17 protein-coding genes are annotated in these 22380 nt (G+C 43.3%); 9 read left to right on the top strand and 8 right to left on the bottom strand.

The window, feature by feature from the left end:
* Positions 1 to 6 precede the first annotated feature (6 nt).
* From DZ860_RS08755 to DZ860_RS08745, 3 genes are all read right to left on the bottom strand, one after another.
* A complete protein-coding gene (locus DZ860_RS08755; protein WP_120030561.1) occupies positions 7 to 777 on the bottom strand; it encodes a peptidoglycan binding protein CsiV in 771 nt (256 codons plus the stop codon).
* Between the two features lie 142 nt (positions 778 to 919).
* Positions 920 to 4381 carry a transcription-repair coupling factor gene (gene mfd / locus DZ860_RS08750; RefSeq protein WP_120030560.1) on the bottom strand — a complete coding sequence of 1154 codons (3462 nt, stop codon included), beginning with the start codon at positions 4379 to 4381 and terminating at the stop codon, positions 920 to 922.
* A gap of 15 nt (positions 4382 to 4396) precedes the next feature.
* Positions 4397 to 4963 (bottom strand): PilZ domain-containing protein, encoded by a 567-nt coding sequence (locus DZ860_RS08745; RefSeq protein WP_120030559.1) that lies wholly within the window; start codon positions 4961 to 4963, stop codon positions 4397 to 4399.
* A 165-nt stretch (positions 4964 to 5128) separates the two neighbouring features.
* On the opposite strand from DZ860_RS08745, the gene lolC reads away from it, so the two are divergent.
* From lolC to lolE, 3 genes are read left to right on the top strand one after another with little or no spacing between them, the layout of a single operon-like run.
* Positions 5129 to 6337: a lipoprotein-releasing ABC transporter permease subunit LolC gene (gene lolC, locus DZ860_RS08740; RefSeq protein WP_165862874.1), complete on the top strand. Its 1209-nt coding sequence runs from the start codon at positions 5129 to 5131 to the stop codon at positions 6335 to 6337.
* Positions 6330 to 7016, top strand: coding sequence for a lipoprotein-releasing ABC transporter ATP-binding protein LolD (gene lolD / locus DZ860_RS08735; protein ID WP_120030557.1), 687 nt, complete (start codon positions 6330 to 6332; stop codon positions 7014 to 7016). The genes lolC and lolD overlap by 8 nt, the downstream gene beginning before the upstream one ends.
* Positions 7017 to 8261: a lipoprotein-releasing ABC transporter permease subunit LolE gene (gene lolE, locus DZ860_RS08730; protein WP_120030556.1), complete on the top strand. Its 1245-nt coding sequence runs from the start codon at positions 7017 to 7019 to the stop codon at positions 8259 to 8261. It abuts the gene before it with no gap.
* Between the two features lie 260 nt (positions 8262 to 8521).
* On the opposite strand, the gene DZ860_RS08725 is transcribed toward lolE, so the two are convergent.
* Positions 8522 to 9031, bottom strand: coding sequence for a DUF2062 domain-containing protein (locus DZ860_RS08725; protein ID WP_120030555.1), 510 nt, complete (start codon positions 9029 to 9031; stop codon positions 8522 to 8524).
* A 317-nt stretch (positions 9032 to 9348) separates the two neighbouring features.
* On the opposite strand from DZ860_RS08725, the gene DZ860_RS08720 reads away from it, so the two are divergent.
* The 5 genes from DZ860_RS08720 to kdsB are packed head-to-tail and all read left to right on the top strand — an operon-like array spanning position 9349 to position 14996.
* A complete protein-coding gene (locus DZ860_RS08720) occupies positions 9349 to 11283 on the top strand; it encodes a DNA internalization-related competence protein ComEC/Rec2 (RefSeq protein WP_165862873.1) in 1935 nt (644 codons plus the stop codon).
* A gap of 32 nt (positions 11284 to 11315) precedes the next feature.
* Entirely contained in the window at positions 11316 to 13067 is a 1752-nt protein-coding gene (gene msbA, locus DZ860_RS08715; protein WP_120030553.1) for a lipid A ABC transporter ATP-binding protein/permease MsbA, read from the top strand.
* 3 nt (positions 13068 to 13070) lie between these two features.
* Entirely contained in the window at positions 13071 to 14078 is a 1008-nt protein-coding gene (gene lpxK / locus DZ860_RS08710) for a tetraacyldisaccharide 4'-kinase (RefSeq protein WP_120030552.1), read from the top strand.
* On the top strand, positions 14059 to 14238 hold the full coding sequence (locus DZ860_RS08705) for a Trm112 family protein (protein WP_120030551.1): 180 nt from the start codon (positions 14059 to 14061) through the stop codon (positions 14236 to 14238). Before lpxK ends, DZ860_RS08705 begins: the two co-directional genes overlap by 20 nt.
* The gene (gene kdsB / locus DZ860_RS08700; protein ID WP_120030550.1) at positions 14238 to 14996 is read left to right on the top strand and encodes a 3-deoxy-manno-octulosonate cytidylyltransferase; all 759 of its coding nucleotides are present in this window, start codon (positions 14238 to 14240) and stop codon (positions 14994 to 14996) included. Before DZ860_RS08705 ends, kdsB begins: the two co-directional genes overlap by 1 nt.
* A 90-nt stretch (positions 14997 to 15086) precedes the next feature.
* On the opposite strand, the gene DZ860_RS08695 is transcribed toward kdsB, so the two are convergent.
* The 3 genes from DZ860_RS08695 to DZ860_RS08685 all read right to left on the bottom strand — a co-directional run bounded on the left by DZ860_RS08695 (position 15087) and on the right by DZ860_RS08685 (position 19924).
* On the bottom strand, positions 15087 to 16622 hold the full coding sequence (locus DZ860_RS08695) for a SpoVR family protein (protein WP_120030549.1): 1536 nt from the start codon (positions 16620 to 16622) through the stop codon (positions 15087 to 15089).
* A gap of 9 nt (positions 16623 to 16631) precedes the next feature.
* Positions 16632 to 17903 (bottom strand): YeaH/YhbH family protein, encoded by a 1272-nt coding sequence (locus DZ860_RS08690; protein ID WP_120030548.1) that lies wholly within the window; start codon positions 17901 to 17903, stop codon positions 16632 to 16634.
* A gap of 86 nt (positions 17904 to 17989) precedes the next feature.
* Positions 17990 to 19924: a PrkA family serine protein kinase gene (locus tag DZ860_RS08685; protein ID WP_120030547.1), complete on the bottom strand. Its 1935-nt coding sequence runs from the start codon at positions 19922 to 19924 to the stop codon at positions 17990 to 17992.
* A gap of 500 nt (positions 19925 to 20424) precedes the next feature.
* On the opposite strand from DZ860_RS08685, the gene DZ860_RS08680 reads away from it, so the two are divergent.
* Positions 20425 to 20757 carry a DMT family transporter gene (locus DZ860_RS08680; protein ID WP_207890614.1) on the top strand — a complete coding sequence of 111 codons (333 nt, stop codon included), beginning with the start codon at positions 20425 to 20427 and terminating at the stop codon, positions 20755 to 20757.
* 106 nt (positions 20758 to 20863) lie between these two features.
* Here the strand turns inward: DZ860_RS08680 and DZ860_RS08675 are convergent, their stop codons facing one another.
* Positions 20864 to 22291, bottom strand: coding sequence for an APC family permease (locus tag DZ860_RS08675; protein WP_120030545.1), 1428 nt, complete (start codon positions 22289 to 22291; stop codon positions 20864 to 20866).
* Between the last annotated feature and the right edge of the window lie 89 nt (positions 22292 to 22380).

The raw sequence follows: 22380 nt of genomic DNA, 5'->3' as shown, positions 1-22380 counted from the left end.
CAAATGTTATTCAACGCGACGAACTTGAATGATCATCCCCATTAATGGATGGTCTAGGAAGTGTGTCTCATTACTGCGCATGCGACGTTTTTGATCCATGCGATAGCTCTTCAAAAATTCCTCAGTATGAACCGTTGGTGAAATTTCCGTCATCATGCCAACTTGTACAGTATCATCAGTAGAAGTTGGTGCTAGCGCGGTTTCGTCTTCTACAATACGATCTTCAAGTACAACATCGCGAACACTTGGTTCTTTCAAATCTAAGGCGACATCAGCGTATAGATAGTGTTCTACGTAGACTTGGAATGTTCCATCCAGCTCATAGACAGGGCCTGGAATAGTTTGCTCCGTTACGCCATCAATTACTTGGCTCACATTTGAGCTACCTACAGGCATTCCATTGCTGTTGAATTGCGATGAAAAGTCTTTACCTGCTTGGATGTGGAAAATTGGGGCAGAAAGTCGACCACGATCACCTTGACGCCATGCAGTGTGCATTAATACTGAAAAACCAGCGTGGTTCCGCAATTGCTGAGCCTGATCATCCAAACGATATGCCGATCTTGGTAGCATCGAGACGCCTTTCTTAGAACGGTAATTGGCATCGCTCATATTGCCAGTGCCCTCTAAACTTACTTTAGGTAACACATTTGGCCAAGATTCGGTCGTTTGCTCTGCATCGACTGCGCGTTTAAAAATGATCACTTCTATATCAAATTGTCGTCCCCAACTAGGTAGGGCAACAAAAAAGAGTAGGAGTGGAATCAGCTTTTTCATTGTAGCTCCATATCCAGTGCATAGCACTTCGAAAGTAATATACCCATTGTATCTCAACTCACTTCAAGTTTTTCGTCTTGTTAACAATTACTTGAAAACATTTATTTTAATAAATGCTGAGAAACCTATCTCGGTTTAAATACTAGGCTTTTGGTAAACGGTTTTGCTGAAACTCATTCAATATGTCGTTAATAAATTGTAAACGTTGACGCCTATCCACTAATGGTACCGTAAACTTAAAGCGAGTTGGTCCATCCATAGCGAATTTTTGAGGCTGAGATTGCAATAGTTTAACTAAATACATTGGGTTAATGTCAGCGTCTGGATAGAACTCGATAAAGCCACCTTTATCGTGCGCCTCAATCTTCTTAATTTTAAGACGTGCTGACTCAATTTTCACCTCAGCGACCGATAATAAGTTTTTCGCTGCATCAGGCAGTAAACCAAATCGGTCGATTAACTCGATTTTAAGCTGAGTTAATTCGTCGTGGTCCGAAACACTAGCGATCTGTTTATACATAGATAAGCGAGTGTTTACATCCGGAATGTAATCGTCCGGTAGTAGCGCAGGTAAGCGCATTTCAACTTCGGTTTGCTCACGCAATAACTCATCAAGAGATGGTTCTTTGCCCTCTTTTAATGCTTCAACTGCTTGTTCAAGCATCTCCATATAGAGGTTAAAGCCAATTGAATGGATTTGACCACTTTGCTCGTCGCCTAATAGCTCACCAGCACCACGAATTTCTAAATCGTGGGTTGCTAAGGTAAAGCCAGCACCGAGGTCTTCCAAAGAGGCAATGGCATCAAGACGTTTGATTGCATCTTTCGTCATCGCTTTTGGGTGTGGCGTCAGCAAGTACGCATAGGCTTGATGGTGTGAACGACCAACACGACCACGTAATTGGTGTAACTGAGCTAAACCTAAGTTGTCAGCGCGATCCATGATGATGGTATTCGCGGTTGGCACGTCTATACCTGTTTCAATGATGGTCGTACAGACCAAAAGATTAAAGCGCTGGTGGTAAAAATCATTCATGACTCGCTCAAGTTCGCGTTCACGCATTTGTCCATGTGCGGTGGTGATTCGAGCTTCAGGGATCAGTTTTTCAAGATCAGCGGCGACTTTATCAATGGATTCAACCTGATTGTGCAAGAAATAAACTTGGCCACCACGCATGATTTCACGCAATACAGCCTCTCTGATGACGTTATCATCATGTTGACGAACAAAAGTTTTGATCGCCAAACGTCGAGCGGGTGGGGTTGCAATGATGGATAAATCACGCATGCCACTCATGGCCATATTGAGGGTTCTTGGGATTGGTGTTGCGGTTAACGTCAGAATATCAACGTCAGCGCGCATTGCTTTCATTTTCTCTTTCTGGCGCACACCAAATCGGTGTTCTTCATCAACGATCAGTAAGCCAAGATCTTTGAATTGAATATCACTTGAAAGCAATTTGTGTGTACCGACAATGAGGTCAACTTTGCCATCGGCGATATCTTGCATTATCACTTTTTGTTCTTTTGCGGTTTTAAAGCGCGACAACACTTCCACGCGAATTGGTAGGTTGGCAAATCGATCTCGGAAGTTTTCAAAATGCTGTTGAGCTAACAGGGTCGTCGGCACAAGAACCGCGACTTGTTTGCCATTATCGGTCGAAACGAACGCAGCGCGCATGGCCACTTCAGTTTTACCAAAGCCGACATCACCACAGACTAAACGATCCATCGCTTTAGCTTGGCACATATCAGAGAGTACGGCGTTAATGGCCATTGACTGATCATCGGTTTCTTCAAATGGGAATCCCGCTTTAAATGTTGCGTATTGGCCTCGGTCAAGGACAAATTTATACCCAGGTTTGAGTTCGCGTTTGGCATATACGTCGAGCAGTTCAGCGGCAACATCGCGAACTTTTTCCGCGGCCTTACGGCGAGCTTTCGTCCATGCTTCACCACCAAGTCGGTGTAAGGGGGCTGTTTCTTCAGCGCCGCCAGAATAACGACCAATTAAGTTGAGTGAAGCAACAGGCACATACAGCTTGGCCTCATTTTGATACTCAAGAGTTACGTATTCAGTGGTGATACCACCGGCTTCAAGGGTTTGTAGGCCAAGGTAGCGACCGATACCATGATCGATATGTACGACCGGTTGACCGATTTTTAGTTCGGCCAAATTGCGAATGACCGCATCGCTATTGGTTGTTTTACGATCCTTACGGCGGCGCTGAATAACGCGATCGCCAAGTAAATCACTTTCACAAATCAGCGCAAGGTGTTGCTCGCCAAACAGAAAACCGTGTTCAGCAGAACCGAGTATCAATGTGAATTTTTCTTTGCTGCTTAAAGCCTCGTGAAAACTTGCGACTTCAATTGGACGCAATTTAATGCGTTGAAGTAATTCAAGTAGCGCTTCACGACGCCCCTCTGATTCGACTGAAAAGACCACTTTACCTGAGTAGCTTTCGCTAAACTGACGTAATGCGGACATCGGCTCTTTATGCTGGTGTTGAACCGCAATATTAGGCAGGGCAGTAATAACGCAGTTGCTGCGTCCCGCTTTTTCTGGGATGGCATCAACGCTTAGATTGAGTTGACCAAATTGCTTGAAGTTTGCGTAAAGGTCATCTTTTTTTAGCCATAACTCATTAGGTGGAAGAAGCGGACGTAGTGGGTCCACTTTTCTCTGTTCGTAACGGTAATCGACGTCTGCAAGGAAAGTATCAATCGCAGCGTCGATATTACCAACGGTAATTAGTTGGCTTTGAGTGTCGATGTAATCGAAAAGCGTTTCGGTATGATCAAAAAACAGCGGTTGCCAATACTCGATACCTGCAGGCCAAGTGCCTTTAGATACTTGCATGTACACCGATTCTGGCTCTCGTCGCGCTTCAAAACGTTGACGCCAGCGAATACGAAAATCTTCAATCGCAACTTCACTGGTCGGGAATTCATGCGCCGGTAACAGGCGGATCTCTTGAATGTCACCGATTGAACGTTGGTTTTCTGGATCAAAAGTACGAATAGTATCAATCTCGTCATCGAAAAAATCGATGCGGAATGGGTCATTTGAACCCATAGGGAAGAGATCGAGAATAGAACCACGACTCGCATATTCACCAGGGCCAAATACTTGATCTACATGACGATAGCCAGACTTCTCAAGTTGCATTTTTAGCTTATCTAACGAATAGAGATCGCCCACCTTTACCATTAGCGTATGCTGAATGAGAAAATCACGGGGTGACTGTCGTTGTAATAGCGTACTGATTGGAACAATCGTAATGCCACTCGTTTGAGTCGGAAGTTGATATAGACGAGCAATACGATCTGAAATAATTTCTTGGTGTGGTGAGAAATTATCGTATGGCAAAGTTTCCCAATCAGGGAATAGCGCCACTTCTTGAGATGTAAACTGTTCGATTTCTTGCAGTAGCTTTAGCGCAGTTTGTGGATCAGGCGTCGCTAAAAGAGTATGTCCGTTATGTTGCTGTGCTAATTCTGCAATAGCAAGAGCAAGACTGGCACCATGTAGGTTACCAATGTATTTCTTGTCCCCAGCGCGGCTAGGGTTTGTTAAATTCAGTAAGTTTGATTTTGTCATAATGGAACTTTCGAATTATTTATCACGGTTAAGAGAACGCTGGCGAAGTAGCTTTTGTTGCTGCATTAATGCGGCTTTGATCAAGAGGTCTTGATCAACCTCACGCAGTCGCTCATATTTGACCGTGATTAGAAATTGGTTATCGTCAACTTGGCAGTTGGCCACTCGGCCGTAGCAATAAATAGCTGCTGCTGGTTGTTCTAAGAATAGCTTTGCTCGAACAAGATGCCCCTCGTTTAGGGAATTTGAACTACGAAAAGTGAATTGGCTAGCGCCAAAAGCGGTAGTTTGAAAACGGTGGCTTGCATCATCTTGTTGGGAAAGCATGAAAGTGAGTAGCAGATTTAATTTTGCATTTTGAGTATCAAGCAAGGTGACCAATTGCTTGAATTCCCCTTTCCTTAGTTCGGCGTGAGCACTGTCATTGAGTTGCTCCAGTTGGCTAAACTCGCTGGCAACAATAAAAGGAAGAGGGATCTCTGCTTCAAATTCTGGGTAAGAAGGAAGGGTAAAATCATCACTGAGAGGCTCAATATTTATGGCCATAGAGTGGTTGACGGTAAAAAATTCTTGGTCTGACATGAAACTATTCCTTCTTATGATGTTCTGATTATCGCCATACACATCAACTAATCAAGGCATGTCATTGTTTATCACACATTTTAACCATCATTTGGCAAATAAGGGCTATATCATGGGTCAATTAATCGTTACAGTATTCGCTCATCGTCAGTAATGGTTTCATTTATGTTTCATCCAGTATCCGCCTTTATCGGATTGCGTTATTTACGTGGTCGATCCGGCGACAGATTTAGTCGTTTTGTTTCTTACATGTCGACAGCAGGAATCACCATAGGCGTGATGTCCTTAGTGACGGTTCTCTCCGTTATGAATGGTTTTGAAGCGCAGCTTAAAGGCCGTATTCTTGGTGTTTTGCCTCAGGCTATTGTCTCTGAAAATGGTGGGAAAACACCGTTAACCGCCACGCCTCCTGAGTTTGCTATAGCGCTCTCTTCTGCTGGTCATCCTGAGCCAATCGTACAAAGTGAAGCGGTTATTCAAAGCGCCCAGCAATTAAGTGCTGGTATGCTTATTGGAATTAACCCGAATGAACATGACCCTATTGAAAAGCACTTGGTTGCAGGCCGATTGTCATCAATGAAATCGGGGCAATACAAGGTCTTCATTGGTTCTTCCTTAGCGCGTTCGATGGACGTTAACCTTGGTGATAAAGTGCGTTTGATGGTAACCAGCGCCAGTCAATTTACACCATTAGGGCGCATTCCTAGTCAGCGAATTTTCACGGTTGCCGGTATTTATAATACGGGTTCTGATGTGGATGCACAGCTGATGATTACCCATATTGATGACGCAGCACGCTTAATGCGAATGAAAGCAGACACAGTAACGGGCTGGCGTTTGTTTTTTAATGACCCATTTGTGGTTGGGGAACTGAGTAAGCAAGCTTTACCTGACGGTTGGGCGTGGCAAGATTGGCGCGACCAAAGAGGGGAGCTGTTTCAAGCGGTTCGCATGGAGAAAAATATGATGGGTTTAATGTTGGGTCTGATTGTTGGAGTCGCAGCCTTTAATATTATTTCTGCGTTGATTATGGTCGTGATGGAAAAGCAATCAGAAGTCGCCATCTTAAAAACACAAGGTATGAGCGATCGTGGTGTCTTGGCTATTTTCATGGTCCAAGGCGCAAGCAGTGGTATCATTGGGGCTGTTATTGGTGGCGTACTCGGCGTTTTATTAGCGAGTAATTTAAATACGTTACTAGACAGTGCGGGTATTGCATTGTTTTCTGTTGGCGGTGAGCTTCCAATTATGATTGACCCAGTTCAGATTGTTATTGTTGTCGTATTGGCGGTCGCACTTAGTTTGCTTGCCACTTTATTTCCATCTTACCGCGCGTCTTCCGTAAAACCAGCTGAGGCTTTGAGATATGAGTAACCTTTTACAGTGTCATAATGTAAGTAAAACCTATCAAGAAGGGGCTCTAGATACTCAAGTTTTAAAAGGTGTGAGTTTTGAACTCAAACGAGGCGAGTTGGTATCGATTATCGGTACCTCTGGTTCTGGTAAAAGTACTTTATTGCATATTTTAGGGGCGTTGGATGAAGCAAGTGAAGGACACGTTACTTTCCTTGACCAAAATTTGTCGGCATTAAGTTCGAATAAGCAAGCAAGCTTACGTAATAAACATCTGGGTTTTATCTATCAATTTCACCATCTGTTGTCGGATTTTAGTGCTGTCGAAAATGTAGCAATGCCACTTCTAATTGGTGGCATGAAAGTTAGTGAAGCCAAGTTAACTGCACAAGCGTTGTTGGAAAAGGTTGGCCTAAGCCATCGACTTGATCACCGTCCATCAGAGCTTTCTGGTGGTGAGAGACAACGAGTTGCGATTGCGCGAGCATTAGTGAATAACCCAGATTTGGTTTTAGCTGATGAACCAACAGGTAACTTGGACCATAAAACAGCGTTGGCCATTTATGATTTGATGCGAGAACTAAATCGTGAGTCAGGCACTGCATTTTTGGTGGTAACACACGATGGTGAGTTAGCCGCAAAAATGGATCGTCAGCTACACATGCAAGATGGTTTGTTGGTTGGCGTGGGGGACGCATAAGTGTTTTCTTCTTTAGCGTTATTTATCGGCGGTCGCTTTAGCCGAGCCAAACAACGTAACAAAATGGTTTCGTTTATTTCGCTCTCTTCGACTTTAGGTATTGCAGTCGGCGTCGCTGTTATCATCATTGGTTTATCCGCAATGAATGGTTTCGAACGTGAGCTAAAAAACCGTGTCTTATCGGTGGTAGCGCATGGTGAATTTGAGGGGGTTCACGAAGCGATTGTACCTTGGCAGCGAGTTGTAGAGCAGGCTGAGAAGCACCCTGACATTGTTGCAGCTGCGCCTTATGTTCGGTTTACCGCTTTAGCAGAGAAAGGCCAGCATTTAAAAGCGATTGAAGTTCGTGGCGTTGATCCGCTGCAAGAAACGCGTGTCTCAAGCCTTAGTCAGTATATCGATGCAAAAGCGTGGCAGGAGTTCCAACCTGGTAAGCAGCAAGTCATTATTGGTAAGGGCGTAGCGGATGTGCTTGGGGTTAAAGTTGGCGATTACATTACGCTAATGATACCGAGTGCCGGCAGTGCAACTAAAGTTCAGTCACCTAAGCGGGTACGAGTCAAAGTGGCTGGCCTGCTGACACTGAATGGTCAGATTGACCACAATCTAGCCTTGATCCCACTGGCTGATGCTCAGCAATATAAAAAGATGGGCAATTCAGTGACGGGTGTTTCGGTAAAAGTGAATGACGTATTGAATGCGCTACAAATTGTACGCGAAGCGGGTAATACGCTGAATGTTTACGTTTATATTCGTAGTTGGCAGCAGAAATATGGATTTTTGTATCGTGACATTCAATTAGTTCGCACCATTATGTATCTTGTGATGGTTTTGGTGATTGGTGTTGCAAGCTTTAATATTGTCTCGACCTTGATGATGGCGGTGAAAGATCGTGCACCAGAAATCGCTATTTTGCGAACTATGGGCGCCAAAGATTCGTTGATTAAACAGATTTTTGTTTGGCAAGGGGTGTTTTCTGGTGTGTTAGGGAGTGTTGTTGGTAGCGTTCTTGGCGTACTCGTCGCTTATAATTTGACGGGATTAATTCGAGGCTTGGAAACGCTCATCGGCCATCAGTTTTTGTCGGGCGATATCTACTTTGTCGATTTTCTTCCCTCGCAGGTTAATGTCGCGGATGTTGTGCTAGTGTCATCGACGGCCATTATTCTGAGTTTGTTAGCGACATGGTACCCCGCATCACGAGCAAGCCAACTTAACCCAGCTTCAGTGCTGAGTTCAAAGTAATGGATATAGCTTCCTACATGCTGTGCGTTTAACAAACAGGTTAATAAAAAACGGCTGCGATGATTCGTAGCCGTTTTTTTATCGTTTAAATACTATTTGGACAGGAAACTGAAAGTAGAAATCAATGGTCGAGTTCAAGGGTATTGAAGTTGGGGAGGGAGGTACTGAAATGTCATACCTGACTTGCATTGTCTTAAAGCAAGATCAATAAGGGGAGTGCAATAATGGACACTCCCCTTTGTAAAATTATCTTGAAATTTTTATCGTACTCGACGCTTTTGCCAACTGCGTACAACAGAGTAACGCCATAATCCTTTGATACCAAAATAACCAGCAATCGCTAAGGTAATACCACAGATCATACAACCAAGAAGAAATGGAGGTCCAATGGTCGACATTTGGTGTAGCAGAAATTCCCACGTCAATTCGAAGTGGAAAGGCTGTGGTGGTACGTGCATGACCCATGCGCCAATTTTGTACGCAAAGTAAAAAAGGACCGGCATGGTAATTGGGTTACTGATCCAAACTAAGGCAACGGAAAGCGGTAAATTAACTCCACAAGCAATGGCAAGGCCAGCAGCCATCAACATTTGACTTGGAAGTGGTACAAACGCCATGAATAATCCGACCGCAAATGCACCGGCGGCTGAACGTCGGTTCAAACACCATAGGTTCGGGTTATATAGCACGTTGCCAAAAATTTTTAGAGCCTTTTGACGCTTAATCATCTCGTGATCAGGCATAAAGCGTTTTATGAATTTTCTTGGCATAGGGAAATATGACTCTCTACTTAAGTTATTGGACGTTGGCTTCGTTCTCAATTCTTATTTTTACCGCACCTTTGTGGCCAGTTATGCCATCAGGGTATTGGACGGTTCCGTGCCTGTTATTCCTGGGTCTATCTTTACGACTTAAGAGGTTTAGATGGTTCAGCGGCATGCTGTTCGCTTGCTTTATTATAGTGCTAAACGGCAACGCACTGAGACATCAGTCAGAAACGCTCTTTCAAGCAGGTCAGAATATTACCATAATTGGAGAGGTAAACAGCCTTTTTAAGCAAATTAGCCATGGCTTTCAGGGCATAGTGGTGATCAGATCAATTGATGGGCAAACATTAAACAGCGTCAACTTGCCAAAAATACGCCTGACTGCGCCACTTCCATTGCAAATAGGTGATCAGATATCAGCAAAAATAACGTTGAAACCCAAAAGCGGACGGCTTAATCGAGTTGGCTATGACAGCGAAAAAAATGCGTTGGCTATGGGAGTTGTTGCGAAAGGGCGCGTCCAAACGAAACATAGTTTTTATGTTGTTAGCCACTACTCTTTGCGACAGCAGCTATATAACCAAGTTAAAACACAATTAGATAGTTTTACCAACCAAGGCTTGTTACTTGCGTTGGCGTTTGGCGATAGAGGTGGTATTCCAAAATTTCAGTGGAAGCAATTGCAATCGAGTGGATTAAGTCACTTGATTGCGATTTCAGGTTTACATGTCGGCATCGTTTTTCTTGTCGGCTGGGCGGTGGGTTTTGTCGTTTGTTATGTTTACCCCAAGGCCACTTTCTTTCCTGCAATTTTTGGCGGTCTATTTGCTTTCGGTTATGCCTACCTCGCCGGTTTTAGCGTCCCTACGCAACGAGCACTCATTATGGTGTGCTTGTTCATCTTGTTGTTTGTTGTTGGGCGGCGTTTTTCTTTAGCGTTTAAATGGCTAGTGACGGTGGCCCTACTGCTACTTTGGCAACCATTCGCTGCGGCTTCGATGAGTTTTTGGTTATCTATCATTGCGGTTGCGATTGTATTTATTGCGGTTTCAAGCCAAGTCACCACCTATACATTTTGGCGTTCTCTGGTTTTCTTACAGTTTTTTATGCTGCTATTGATGACGCCTATTACGGCATTAATGTTTCACGGTGTTAGCTTAAGTAGTAGTTTGTTTAACTTAGTTTTTATCCCCTGGTTTAGCCTCGTTATTGTCCCTTTGGTATTTCTATCTCTGATGGTTGAATGGGTACTTCCGGCTTCGTCATGGTGGCTTTGGTATGGGGCTGATGTCTGTTTGTCCTTAGTCATGTGGTTAATTCCCTATGCACAGTCGAGTTGGTTTGCTCTTTCAAAAATTGCTGAGCAGGTTTTAGTTCTGCTCTGTGTATGTTTGTTATTTGCCCCATTTTTGAATCGTTACGCTAAAGGTATTGGCTTATTGCTGTGTGTCTCGATGGTTTTGTTTCGAGAGATAAAACCACTGTGGTCAGTGTCTGTGATGGATGTGGGGCATGGGTTATCCGTGGTGGTCGCTCAAGACCAACAAGCATGGGTATATGACACGGGTAGTGCTTGGGGGAACTCTAGCATGGCAGAGGAGGTCATCATGCCTTGGCTTCGTTGGAAAGGTATCCATACATTGGATGCCTTAGTGCTAAGTCATACCGATAACGATCATGCCGGAGGTAGGCAGGCGCTAGCAACGCTTTGGCAGCCAAACCAAATCATCACCAGTCAATTAGATATTGGAGACTCGCCCTGTATCGCTGGGCAGCAATGGCAATGGAACGAGATAGACGTGCAGGCGCTTTGGCCTCCGAAACAAGTTCAGAGGGCTTACAATCCACACTCGTGTGTTTTACGTTTAACTCATCGCCAATCTGATGTTTCAGTATTTTTAAGCGGAGATATAGATAGTGTCGCTGAATGGATGTTACTAAGGAAACCCGAGTTATTAGACAGTGATTTTCTTTTGGTTCCCCATCATGGAAGCCGAACATCGTCGCTGCCTGAATTTATTGACGCTGTGTCGCCGAAGCTTGCGATTGCATCTACGGCTTACGCAGGGCGTTGGGCTTTACCTAACCCACAGGTTGTTGAACGTTATCAAGCGAAAGCGATTCAATGGCTAGAGACCGGGACTAGTGGTCAAATAAACCTCTCTTTTTATCCTAAACGGGTCGAAGTGGTGACAATGCGGCAGTTGAAAGGCGGCTCTTGGTATAGGCAGATGCTACGTAAGGAGTTAGAATAGTCCTTATATTTTAAGAAAAATTAAGCATTTCTATGTCTCTCAATCAAGATGAAACTACTTGGCAAACTTTCCAGCGATTATGGGCTTATATTCGCCTATACAAAACCGGTCTTGCGGTTGCTGTTGTTGCGTTGATTGTAAACGCGATTGCCGACACTTATATGGTCTCATTGCTTAAGCCACTTCTTGATGAAGGCTTTGGTAATACAGAATCTGACTTCTTAAGAATTCTTCCGCTTATTATTTTCGGAATGATGATCGTACGTGGTCTAAGTGGCTTTGTTTCGACTTACTGTTTAAGTTGGGTATCTGGCAACGTCGTCATGTTGATGCGTCGCGGTATTTTTAGCCAATTTATGAGCATGCCTGTTTCTTTCTTTGATAAAGAATCAACCGGTGGCTTGTTGTCTCGTATTACCTACGATTCTGAGCAAGTTGCAGGTGCAACCAGCCGAGCATTGGTGAGCATCGTGCGTGAGGGGGCAAGTATTATTGGCTTGCTAACCTTGATGTTCTGGAATAGCTGGCAGCTCTCTTTAGTTCTATTCGTTATTGCACCTTTAGTTGCTTGGGGTATTGGTGTTGTATCAAAACGCTTCCGCAAAATTTCAAAGAATATGCAAGAAGCAATGGGGCACGTTACCTCATCCGCTGAGCAGATGCTAAAAGGCCATAAAGTCGTATTAAGTTACGGTGGTCAGAAAGTTGAGAGTGATCGATTTGATGAGGTCAGCAACCAAATGCGTCGTCAATCAATGAAATTGGTTGGTGCTCAAGCAATTGCGAACCCTGTCATTCAGTTAATCGCATCTATTGCGTTGGTTACCGTTCTTTTCTTGGCCAGTGTTGATTCGATTCGTGAAACATTAACGCCGGGTACCTTTACTGTCGTTTTCTCTGCGATGTTTGGTTTGATGCGTCCTTTGAAAGCATTAACAAACGTGACGTCTGAATTCCAACGCGGTATGGCAGCAAGCCAAACTTTATTTGCTTTGATGGATTTGGATACTGAACAAGATAACGGCCGTTATGAAAATGACCATGTTAAAGGCGACGTAACAGTCAATAACGTGACGTTCAGCTACGATGGCAAAGAAAAACCAGCGCTATCGAACGTCAATTTCTCAATTCCGGCAGGAAAAACGGTCGCTCTAGTGGGACGTTCTGGTTCGGGTAAGAGTACTATCGCCAACTTATTTACGCGTTTTTATGATGTAAATGAGGGCTCAATTTTGTTAGATGAGCATGATATTCGTGATTACACTTTGAGTAATTTGCGTAGTCACTTTGCCTTGGTATCTCAGAACGTACATCTATTTAACGATAGTATTGCCAATAACATTGCTTACGCGGCGAAAGATAAATACAGCCGTGAACAAGTTGAGCACGCAGCGCGTCTAGCTCATGCTATGGACTTTATCGAGAAGATGCCTGAGGGATTAGATACGGTCATTGGTGAGAATGGTACTAGCTTGTCTGGCGGTCAGCGCCAACGTATTGCTATTGCTCGCGCGCTTTTACGTGACGCTCCTGTACTCATTTTAGACGAGGCAACTTCAGCATTAGATACTGAGTCTGAAAAAGCAATTCAAGCGGCACTAGATGAGTTGCAAAAAGATAAAACCGTCTTGGTGATTGCTCACCGCCTGTCGACTATTGAAAAAGCTGATGAAATTTTGGTTGTTGATGAGGGTGAGATTATCGAACGAGGCAGTCACGCAGAACTGATTACTAAGTCTGATGGTGCTTATGCTCAACTGCATCGAATTCAGTTTGGTAGTTAATCCGTGATTGAAAAATTATGGTTCGGTCAGCATCCGATGCGATTTTTGTTATGGCCACTGCTGTGGCCATTAAGTCGCTTGTTTGGTTTGATCAGTACTCGCCGCCGTCATGCATATCAACATGGTCAAAAAGCCACATATCGAGCACCCGTCCCTGTCGTTGTAGTCGGAAATATTACGGCTGGTGGCAACGGGAAAACACCGGTAGTGGTTTGGCTGGTGGAAAAACTCCAAGCATTGGGTTACAAGCCAGGGGTTGTGTCTCGTGGCTATGGCGCTAAAGCGCCCAGTTATCCTCTTGTTGTTGTTCAAGATACGCCTACCGCTCATTGTGGTGATGAACCAAAGTTGATTCATCAACGCACAGGCGCGGCTGTCGCTGTCGACCCCGTTCGTTCTCAAGCGGTGAAAGCTCTTCTTGAGCAAGGCGTTGATATCATTATCACTGATGATGGTTTACAGCACTATGCACTGGAACGAGACATCGAGATTGTAGTTGTGGATGGCCAGCGCCGTTTTGGCAATCAACAGTTAATTCCGCTTGGCCCTTTGCGAGAGCAAGTTGATCGCTTAAGCAGCGTTGACTTTATTATCACCAATGGTGGGCAGGCTCATGCGGGTGAAATAGGTATGAAATTAGAGCCGGATTTAGCGGTAAATCTGGTGACTGGCGAAAAAAAACCTGTGACTGCGTTATCAAATTTAGTCGCTATCGCTGGAATAGGGCATCCGCCACGCTTTTTTGCTACTCTTGAGCAACTTGCTGCTCAAGTGGTTTGTACGCAAGGTTTTGCGGATCACCAAGATTTTGAACCATCACAATTAGAAGCACTTGCACAGCAAGGGCATCATCTAATTATGACAGAAAAAGACGCGGTAAAATGCGCTCAATTTGCTCGTGATAATTGGTGGTATCTACCAGTATCAGCTTGTTTTAATAGTGAAGCTGAATCACGTGTACTTAATAGAATAAACGAGGTTAAGGAACAATATGGATCATCGTCTGCTTGAAATCGTCGCGTGCCCAGTATGTAAAGGTAAGCTGACTTACGATAAAGACAAACAAGAATTGATCTGTAAGCTAGATCGCTTGGCGTACCCAATTAAGGAAGGCATCCCTGTTTTATTAGAGCCTGAAGCTCGCCAAATGAGCATGGATGAGGGGCGATAATGTCTTATACGGTAGTCATTCCTGCTCGTTACCAATCGACTCGACTTCCAGGTAAACCTCTGGCTGATATCGGCGGCAAACCAATGATTCAGTGGGTTTATGAGCAAGCTCTTCAGTCGGGTGCTGAGAATGTGGTTATTGCCACTGATGATGCAAGAGTTGAAGCAGCAGTGAAAGCGTTTGGCGGTGTTGTTTGCATGACATCACCTGATCATGAATCAGGAACAGAGCGATTAGCTGAAGTGGTGAAATTACTAGGCATTGCTGATGATCATATTATCGTCAATGTTCAGGGTGATGAACCTCTGATTCCGCCAGCAATTATTTCTCAAGTTGCAGATAACCTGGCCGCTAGCCAAGCGCCGATGGCGACATTAGCGGTTGAGATCGATGAAGAAAGCGATGTATTTAATCCTAATGCGGTGAAAGTCGTTACGGATAAAGACGGCTATGCGATGTACTTTAGTCGCGCGAGTATCCCTTGGGATCGCGATAATTTCGCCGCAAATGGCAAAGTGATTGCGCAGCCACTATTAAGGCATATTGGTATTTATGCTTATCGAGCTGGCTTCATTAATACTTATATTAATTGGGAACCGACGGCTTTAGAGCATATTGAATGTTTGGAACAGCTTCGTGTGCTTTGGTATGGTGAAAAAATCCATGTTGAAGTAGCAAAAGAAGCGCCAGCAGCTGGCGTTGATACACCCGAAGATTTAGAAATTGTGCGAGCAATTGTAGCGAAATCTCAAGGTTAATCGAGTGATACTCAAAATAGAAAGGAGTGCGAATGCACTCCTTTTTTATCGACTTAATCTAGAGGTCTCTATATAACAGGAAATAGCAATTTAGATACTCGAGTTGTAGTCGTTACGTTTTGGACACGTTGTTAGAATTTCACGTCGTCCACTTTCTTGTCGCTCTTCAAGGATGACATCAAACCCCCACAGGCGATACATATGTTTCATTACCTCATCGTAACCATCATCAAGAGGGATGCGGTCGTGGGGTATATATTCAAGCGTCAACGAGCGATCGCCTCGGACATCAACATTGAAGACTTGAATGTTCGGTTCAAGATTACTCAAGTTGTACTGGGCTGCGAGTTTTTCTCTGATTGCTCGATAACCCATCTCGTCGTGAATAGCACTGATTTCTATATAGTTCTTTCTATCATCATCGACAATCGAAAATAGCTTAAAATCGCGTATGAGTTTTGGTGACAAATACTGACTAATGAAACTCTCATCTTTGAAGTTTTTCATCGCGAAATGAACTGCGTCGAGCCAGTCGCTACCAGCGAGTTCTGGGAACCACTCTTTATCTTCATCGGTAGGCTCTTCACAAATACGTCTAATATCGCGAAACATAGCAAAGCCTAAAGCATAAGGGTTAATACCGCTAAAGTAGGGGCTGTTGTATGAGGGTTGCGCAACCACACTGGTATGGCTGTGTAAGAACTCAAGAATAAATCGGTCTGATACAATCCCCTCATCATAAAGATGATTCAAAATAGTGTAGTGCCAGAATGTCGCCCAGCCTTCATTCATGACTTGTGTTTGTTTCTGTGGGTAAAAATATTGGCTTACTTTACGCACAATACGTACAGTTTCACGTTGCCATGGTTCTAAAAGTGGTGCATGTTTTTCAATAAAATAAAGAATATTTTCTTGTGGTTCACTTGGAAAACGTACTTTAACATCTTCTTCAACACTGTGAGATTTAGGGACAGTGCGCCATAAATCATTCACTTGGGATTGAAGATACGTTTCACGCTCCTCTTGACGAGATTTCTCTTCAGCAATTGAAATTTTTTCTGGTCGCTTATAACGATCAACACCGAAATTCATCAGAGCGTGGCAAGAATCGAGTAATTCTTCGACTTCTTTAACACCATACTTTTGTTCGCATTCAGTAATGTAATGCTTAGCAAATAATAGATAATCAATAATCGAACCCGCATCGGTCCATGTTTGAAAAAGATAGTTACCCTTGAAAAAGGAATTGTGACCATAACAAGCATGGGCCATAACAAGTGCTTGCATCGTGACGGTATTCTCTTCCATAAGGTAGGCGATACAAGGGTCAGAGTTAATCACAATCTCATAGGCAAGTCCCATCTGGCCATGCTTATAGCCTTGTTCCGTTTGAATAAACTTTTTACCAAAGGACCAGTGGTTGTAGTTTATTGGCATACCAATACTGGAATAAGCATCCATCATCTGTTCAGAAGTAATCACTTCAATCTGATTAGGATACGTATCTAAACGATAATGTTCAGCGACACGCTTTATTTCCACATGGTATTGCTCTAGCAGGTTGAACGTCCAATCAGGACCGTCAGATAATCTTTCTCGCGTCGCTTTTTTTGTTGTCGTTGTCATGCGGCCTCCCTAAGCGTGTTCCTTGCTAAATAACTCCCTAAATACTGGGAAAATATCCTCAACAGTGCGGATGTTTTTCATAGCAAAGTTACCGTTTTCATTCCCTAACTTTTCATACTCGTGCCAAAGGGTTTGATGTGAACGACGAGTAATCTCGATATAGGAATAATATTGGCAGCTTGGCAGCAGATTTTTAGCGAGCAGCTCTTTACATCGTGGTGAGTCATCAGCCCAGTTATCGCCATCGGAAGCTTGCGCAGCATAGATATTCCATTCGGCAATCGGATAGCGATCTGCGATGATATCTTTCATCAGTTTTAGTGCACTTGAAACAATCGTGCCCCCAGTTTCTTGGGAGTAGAAGAACTCATGCTCATCCACTTCTTTCGCTTGGGTATGGTGGCGAATAAATACCACTTCAACGTTCTCATAGGTTCGCGTTAAGAATAAGTACAACAACACGTAAAAACGCTTAGCGATATCTTTTGTTGCTTGATCCATTGACCCGGAAACATCCATTAAACAGAACATCACGGCTTGGCTTGATGGAATTGGACGTCTTTCGTAATTTTTGAATCGTAGATCAAAAGTGTCGATAAACGGTACTCGGTCTATTTTCTGACGCAAAGAAGCTATCTCGTCTTTGAGTCGATTTTCCTCAAGCAATAACGCGGGTTCTTGATTTTTAATTCGGGTTAATTCCTCTTCAAGTTCGCGCATCATGCGTCGCTTACCAGCCGTCATTGCGGTGCGGCGAGCAAGGGATTGTTGGAGAGATTTAACAATGGCAATGTTGGCCGGTACGCCTGCCGTTTGATAACCAGAACGATGGGTCTTCCACTCGGTTATTTTCTGTACTTGGTTTTTATCCAAGTTTGGTAAAGCGAGATCTTCGAATAAGATATCCAAATATTCGTCTTTTGAAATTTGGAATACAAAGTCATCTTGCCCCTCTCCATCAGGACTGGCTTGCCCCTCTCCTGAGCCACTTCCCGAGCCGCCACCTTTCGGACGTTCAATTTTGTCACCGGTGATAAATTGGTCGTTACCAGGGTGAACGCGTTCTTTTACGCCCCCTTTACCTTGATGGAAAATAGGTTCTTTGATGTCTTTATGTGGAATTGATACATCTTCACCTGATTCGGTATTCGTGATAGAACGACGATTAACGGCATCCGCTACCGAATCTTTAATTTGTTCTTTATGGCGACGAATAAAGCGCTGACGGTTAACCGCACTTTTATTCTTACCATTGAGTCGTCTATCGATAAATTGCGCCATGAATCACCCCTTAGTGCCAATCGCATCCAATCGTCCATCAGCTGCACTGCAGCTGATGGTCACCTCATGGGTGTAATAACTGCTACTTAAGAAGATTTACGTACGCGTAAATACCACTCAGATAACAATCTTACTTGTTTTTCGGTGTAGCCTTTTTCCATCATGCGAGCCACAAAGTCGTCGTGTTTCTTTTGATCCTCTGATGACGTTTTCGCATTGAAAGAAATGACTGGTAAAAGCTCTTCCGTATTTGAGAACATTTTCTTCTCAATGACGGTACGAAGTTTTTCGTAGCTAGTCCAAACCGGATTGTGTCCCTTATTGTTAGCTCGAGCACGAAGAACAAAATTAACGATTTCGTTACGGAAATCCTTAGGATTACTGATTCCCGCAGTTTTTTCGATTTTCTCTAACTCGTTATTGAGAGCAGAGCGGTCAAACAACTGACCTGTTTCTGGATCGCGATACTCTTGATCTTGAATCCAAAAATCAGCATAAGTGACATATCGGTCAAAGATATTTTGTCCATATTCAGAGTAAGACTCTAAATAAGCGGTTTGGATTTCTTTACCAATAAACTCAACATAACGAGGTACAAGGTAACCTTTCAAGAACTCCAAATATTTTTCAGCAGTTTCTTGTGGGAATTGTTCACGCTCAATCTGTTGTTCAATCACATAGAAGAGGTGAACGGGGTTAGCAGCAACCTCAGTTTGGTCGAAGTTGAAGACGCGCGATAAGATCTTGAATGAGAAACGTGTTGATAGCCCAGACATGCCCTCATCAACGCCAGCGAAATCACGGTATTCTTGATAACTTTTCGCTTTTGGATCGGTATCTTTTAGCGTTTCACCATCATAAACGCGCATTTTGGAGAAAATAGAGCTGTTTTCTGGCTCTTTTAGGCGAGACAAAATACTGAACTGAGCAAGCAGATCGAGCGTACTTGGCGAGCAAGGCGCTTTAGACAACTCAGAATGGTCGAGCAGTTTCTGGTAAATACGAACTTCTTCAGAAACGCGTAAACAATAAGGCACTTTAACGATGTAAACACGATCTAAAAATGCTTCGTTGTTTTTGTTATTGCGGAACGTTTGCCACTCTGATTCATTGGAGTGGGCAAGGATCATTCCATCGAATGGTAGGGCAGAGAGACCCTCTGTACCATTATAGTTACCCTCTTGAGTTGCAGTAAGCAGTGGATGCAGCACTTTAATCGGTGCTTTAAACATCTCTACAAACTCCATAACCCCTTGGTTTGCCTTACATAACGCACCAGAATAGCTGTAGGCATCTGGATCATCTTGCGAGAAGTGCTCTAGCATACGAATGTCCACTTTACCTACAAGAGATGAAATATCTTGGTTGTTTTCATCACCCGGTTCTGTTTTTGCTATCGCAATTTGATCAAGGATCGATGGACGAACTTTGACAACTTTAAACTTCGAAATATCACCACCAAAGTCATGCAGGCGTTTTGCTGCCCATGGAGACATGATTGATCTCAGGTAACGTTTTTCAATACCATACTCTTGCTTGAGTAGATCACCATCTTCACTTAAATCGAATAGGCAAAATGGGTGGTCGTTCACCGGGCTACGTTCACCATCAGCTGAAAGAACATAGATCGGAACGAGCTGCATTAGTGCTTTTAGTTTTTCCGCCAATGATGATTTACCACCACCTACAGGACCAAGCAAATACAGAATCTGTTTGCGTTCTTCCAACCCTTGAGCGGCGTGTTTAAGGTAAGAAACAATTTGCTCGATTGCATCTTCCATACCATAAAAATCTTTAAACGTGTCGTAGCGTGAAATAACACGATTAGAAAAAATTCGACTGAGATGTGGATCTTGAGCTGTATCGATCACCTCAGGTTCACCGATAGCCATCAATAGACGCTCTGCGGCATTTGCATAGGCACTTTTATCATCCCTACATAGTGATAAGAAATCTTGTAAAGATATCTCTTCGTCCTTGGCAGCTTCATAGCGTGCTTGGAAATGGTCGAAAATACTCATAATGAATTCCCCTCTGAACCTGTCACACTTGCATTCAACTCGCATTGAATTGCTATTCCCTTACACTTTAAGACTAGTGTGTATTTCTAATTGTGCTTAAAAAATATGTATTTATTTACAAAATTTGATATTTGACAATTGGCATTTTGCGTCACTTTTGAATGGATGCAGATCGTCTTTTCAGTTGTGGTTTATGATGTGAGATTGCTTTCTTATTGCTACTTAATGAGCAGCAGCTTGCGATAAATATGAGTTCAAATGAATTTCTTATTTCTATATTAGACCGGATTAATACCAAAAGATGTTCATCAAAGTAGGGCTAAAAGTGACATGGAAAGGAGGGCGTCTGGTTGAGTCGGCAACAGTATTATTTAATCATTCAGAGGTGTAAGAGTTAATTACAAAAACAACACTAGTCAAAAAAGAATAAACTTTTATACTGCACGGCCAAAGATTCGAAGATTGAATAGTTAAATTCTATGTTTAAGCTGATTACCTCAATGCCACCCCTTATGGCATTACCTATTGCTATCATTTGTGAAGTGATCGCGACGTCATTTATTCCCAAAACGGAGCAGTTTACTAAGCTGGCACCAAGTGCAATCGTTCTTGTCGGCTATGGCATTGCATTTTTCTTACTTTCTATCACAGTAAAAACGATGCCAGTGGGTGTTGTTTATGCGATATGGAGTGGGGCTGGAATCGTTTTGGTCGCTATGATTGGTTATGTCGCGTACGGACAAAAGTTGGATTTGCCAGCACTGGTCGGTATTGGGCTTATTGTTGCAGGTGTATTGACGGTTAATTTGTTGTCTAAATCTGTCGGGCACTAGTCTCTAAGTTGATTTAGAACGAATGACAAAAAACGCCATTTGCTTGTGAGTAGCAAATGGCGTTTTTTATTTGAAAGCTGTTTTATCAGGCTAAAGTTCTGCGCTATCAGTTAACGGTCGCTTCCGTTAACTCACAGTAGTTTTGTTTACTGCGATTGCGATAAGCAATCGCTCCTAAAGCTGGAAGGCTAAAGGCAATAAAGCCGAGAATTAGTCCTAATGCACCCGTTTCTGTGCTCATGCCTGATGGCACATCGAACGAGACGAAAATAGTCACAATACAGCTAATTAAACCCAGAGCAGCAACAAGAATCATACCAAATTTACCCCCTGGAACTCTGAATGGACGTTCAATATCGTGGTGCTTACGGCGCGATACCAAAAACGAAATGAAAATACAGACGTACATTACCATGTAAAGCTGAGTCATCAGGATGTTCAACAACCACATACCTTGGTTAACATTGGGAACCAAAATAAAGACTAAAGAAAGTACACTGACGATCGCGCCTTGGAGCAGCAATAGCGGAACAGGTGCTTGGTTTTTATTTTCTTTAGATAATGTGATTGGCATAAAGCGATCTTTAGCTGCTACATGAAGACTTTTCGTTGGCGCAATGATCCAGTTGTTTAAACTTGCTAAGCTACCAAATACGATGGCTAGCGCGATGACCGGCAACATATATGGCATGTTTAAATCATCAAAGAAGGTTTGGAATGCCAGAATTACACCTTCACTTAAGCTCGAACGATCGCTTGATACAACTGCAGAAATAGCTAAGGAACAAGCAGTTAACGAGACCAAAATCATCACTGTTGAAATAAGCAGTGCGCGAGGGTAAGCCTTTTGTGGGTTATCAACTTCACTTGCATATGCCGTGGTAATTTCCAAACCGGTCAGTGACAACACAACCGCAGTAAAGCTTGCGCCCATACCGCTTTGAGAAAAGTCTGGAAGCCAATCAGATACATGGCTAAGGGAGATTTGTGATTCGCCCGGATTGGTGTAAGCCCAGTAACCACCCAAACCAATGATCAACAGGATAGGAAAAATCAAACCTAACGTGCCAAAGACATTGGTAATGATTGATGACAAGCGCAGGCCGAAGATATTGATTAACGTTAATGCCCAGAATATGACATTAATCATAACCAACATGAAAAGGTTGTTTTGCGCAAGTTCAGGGAAGAATGGATAGGTTCCTGTTGCGACGATAAAGGAGATCAATGGTGGGTAATAGACAATGTTTTCGGCGTATTGATACCAAACAGTGGTAAAGCCAAAATTCGGCCCTAGCGTCTCTTTACCCCACAAATAAACGCCACCTTGTTGTGGATAGGTGGTGCTCATCTCAGCGCACACTAATGCGGTTGGTACAAAAAAACAAAGACCCGCTAGCAAGAAAAAAGAGATAGCATGACTACCAAACAAGGCCGCACCCGGTATGTTTCGTATGCTATCAACGGAAGTCACCGTGATCATAATGACGGAAAAGACGCTCAATTTTACTGCTGATTTAGCGATATTGCTCATTCGATACCTTTAATTAGGAATGCGTAAACCCTCGTTACTACGATATGGCGTGCTACAAATAGGAGAGGGCTATTTTAGGCTTCTGAATG

It is taken from the genome of Vibrio sinensis (genome assembly GCF_003605645.1).
In the GTDB taxonomy this organism is placed as follows: Bacteria; Pseudomonadota; Gammaproteobacteria; order Enterobacterales; family Vibrionaceae; genus Vibrio; species Vibrio sinensis.
This window is presented reverse-complemented; position numbering and strand designations above follow the sequence as displayed.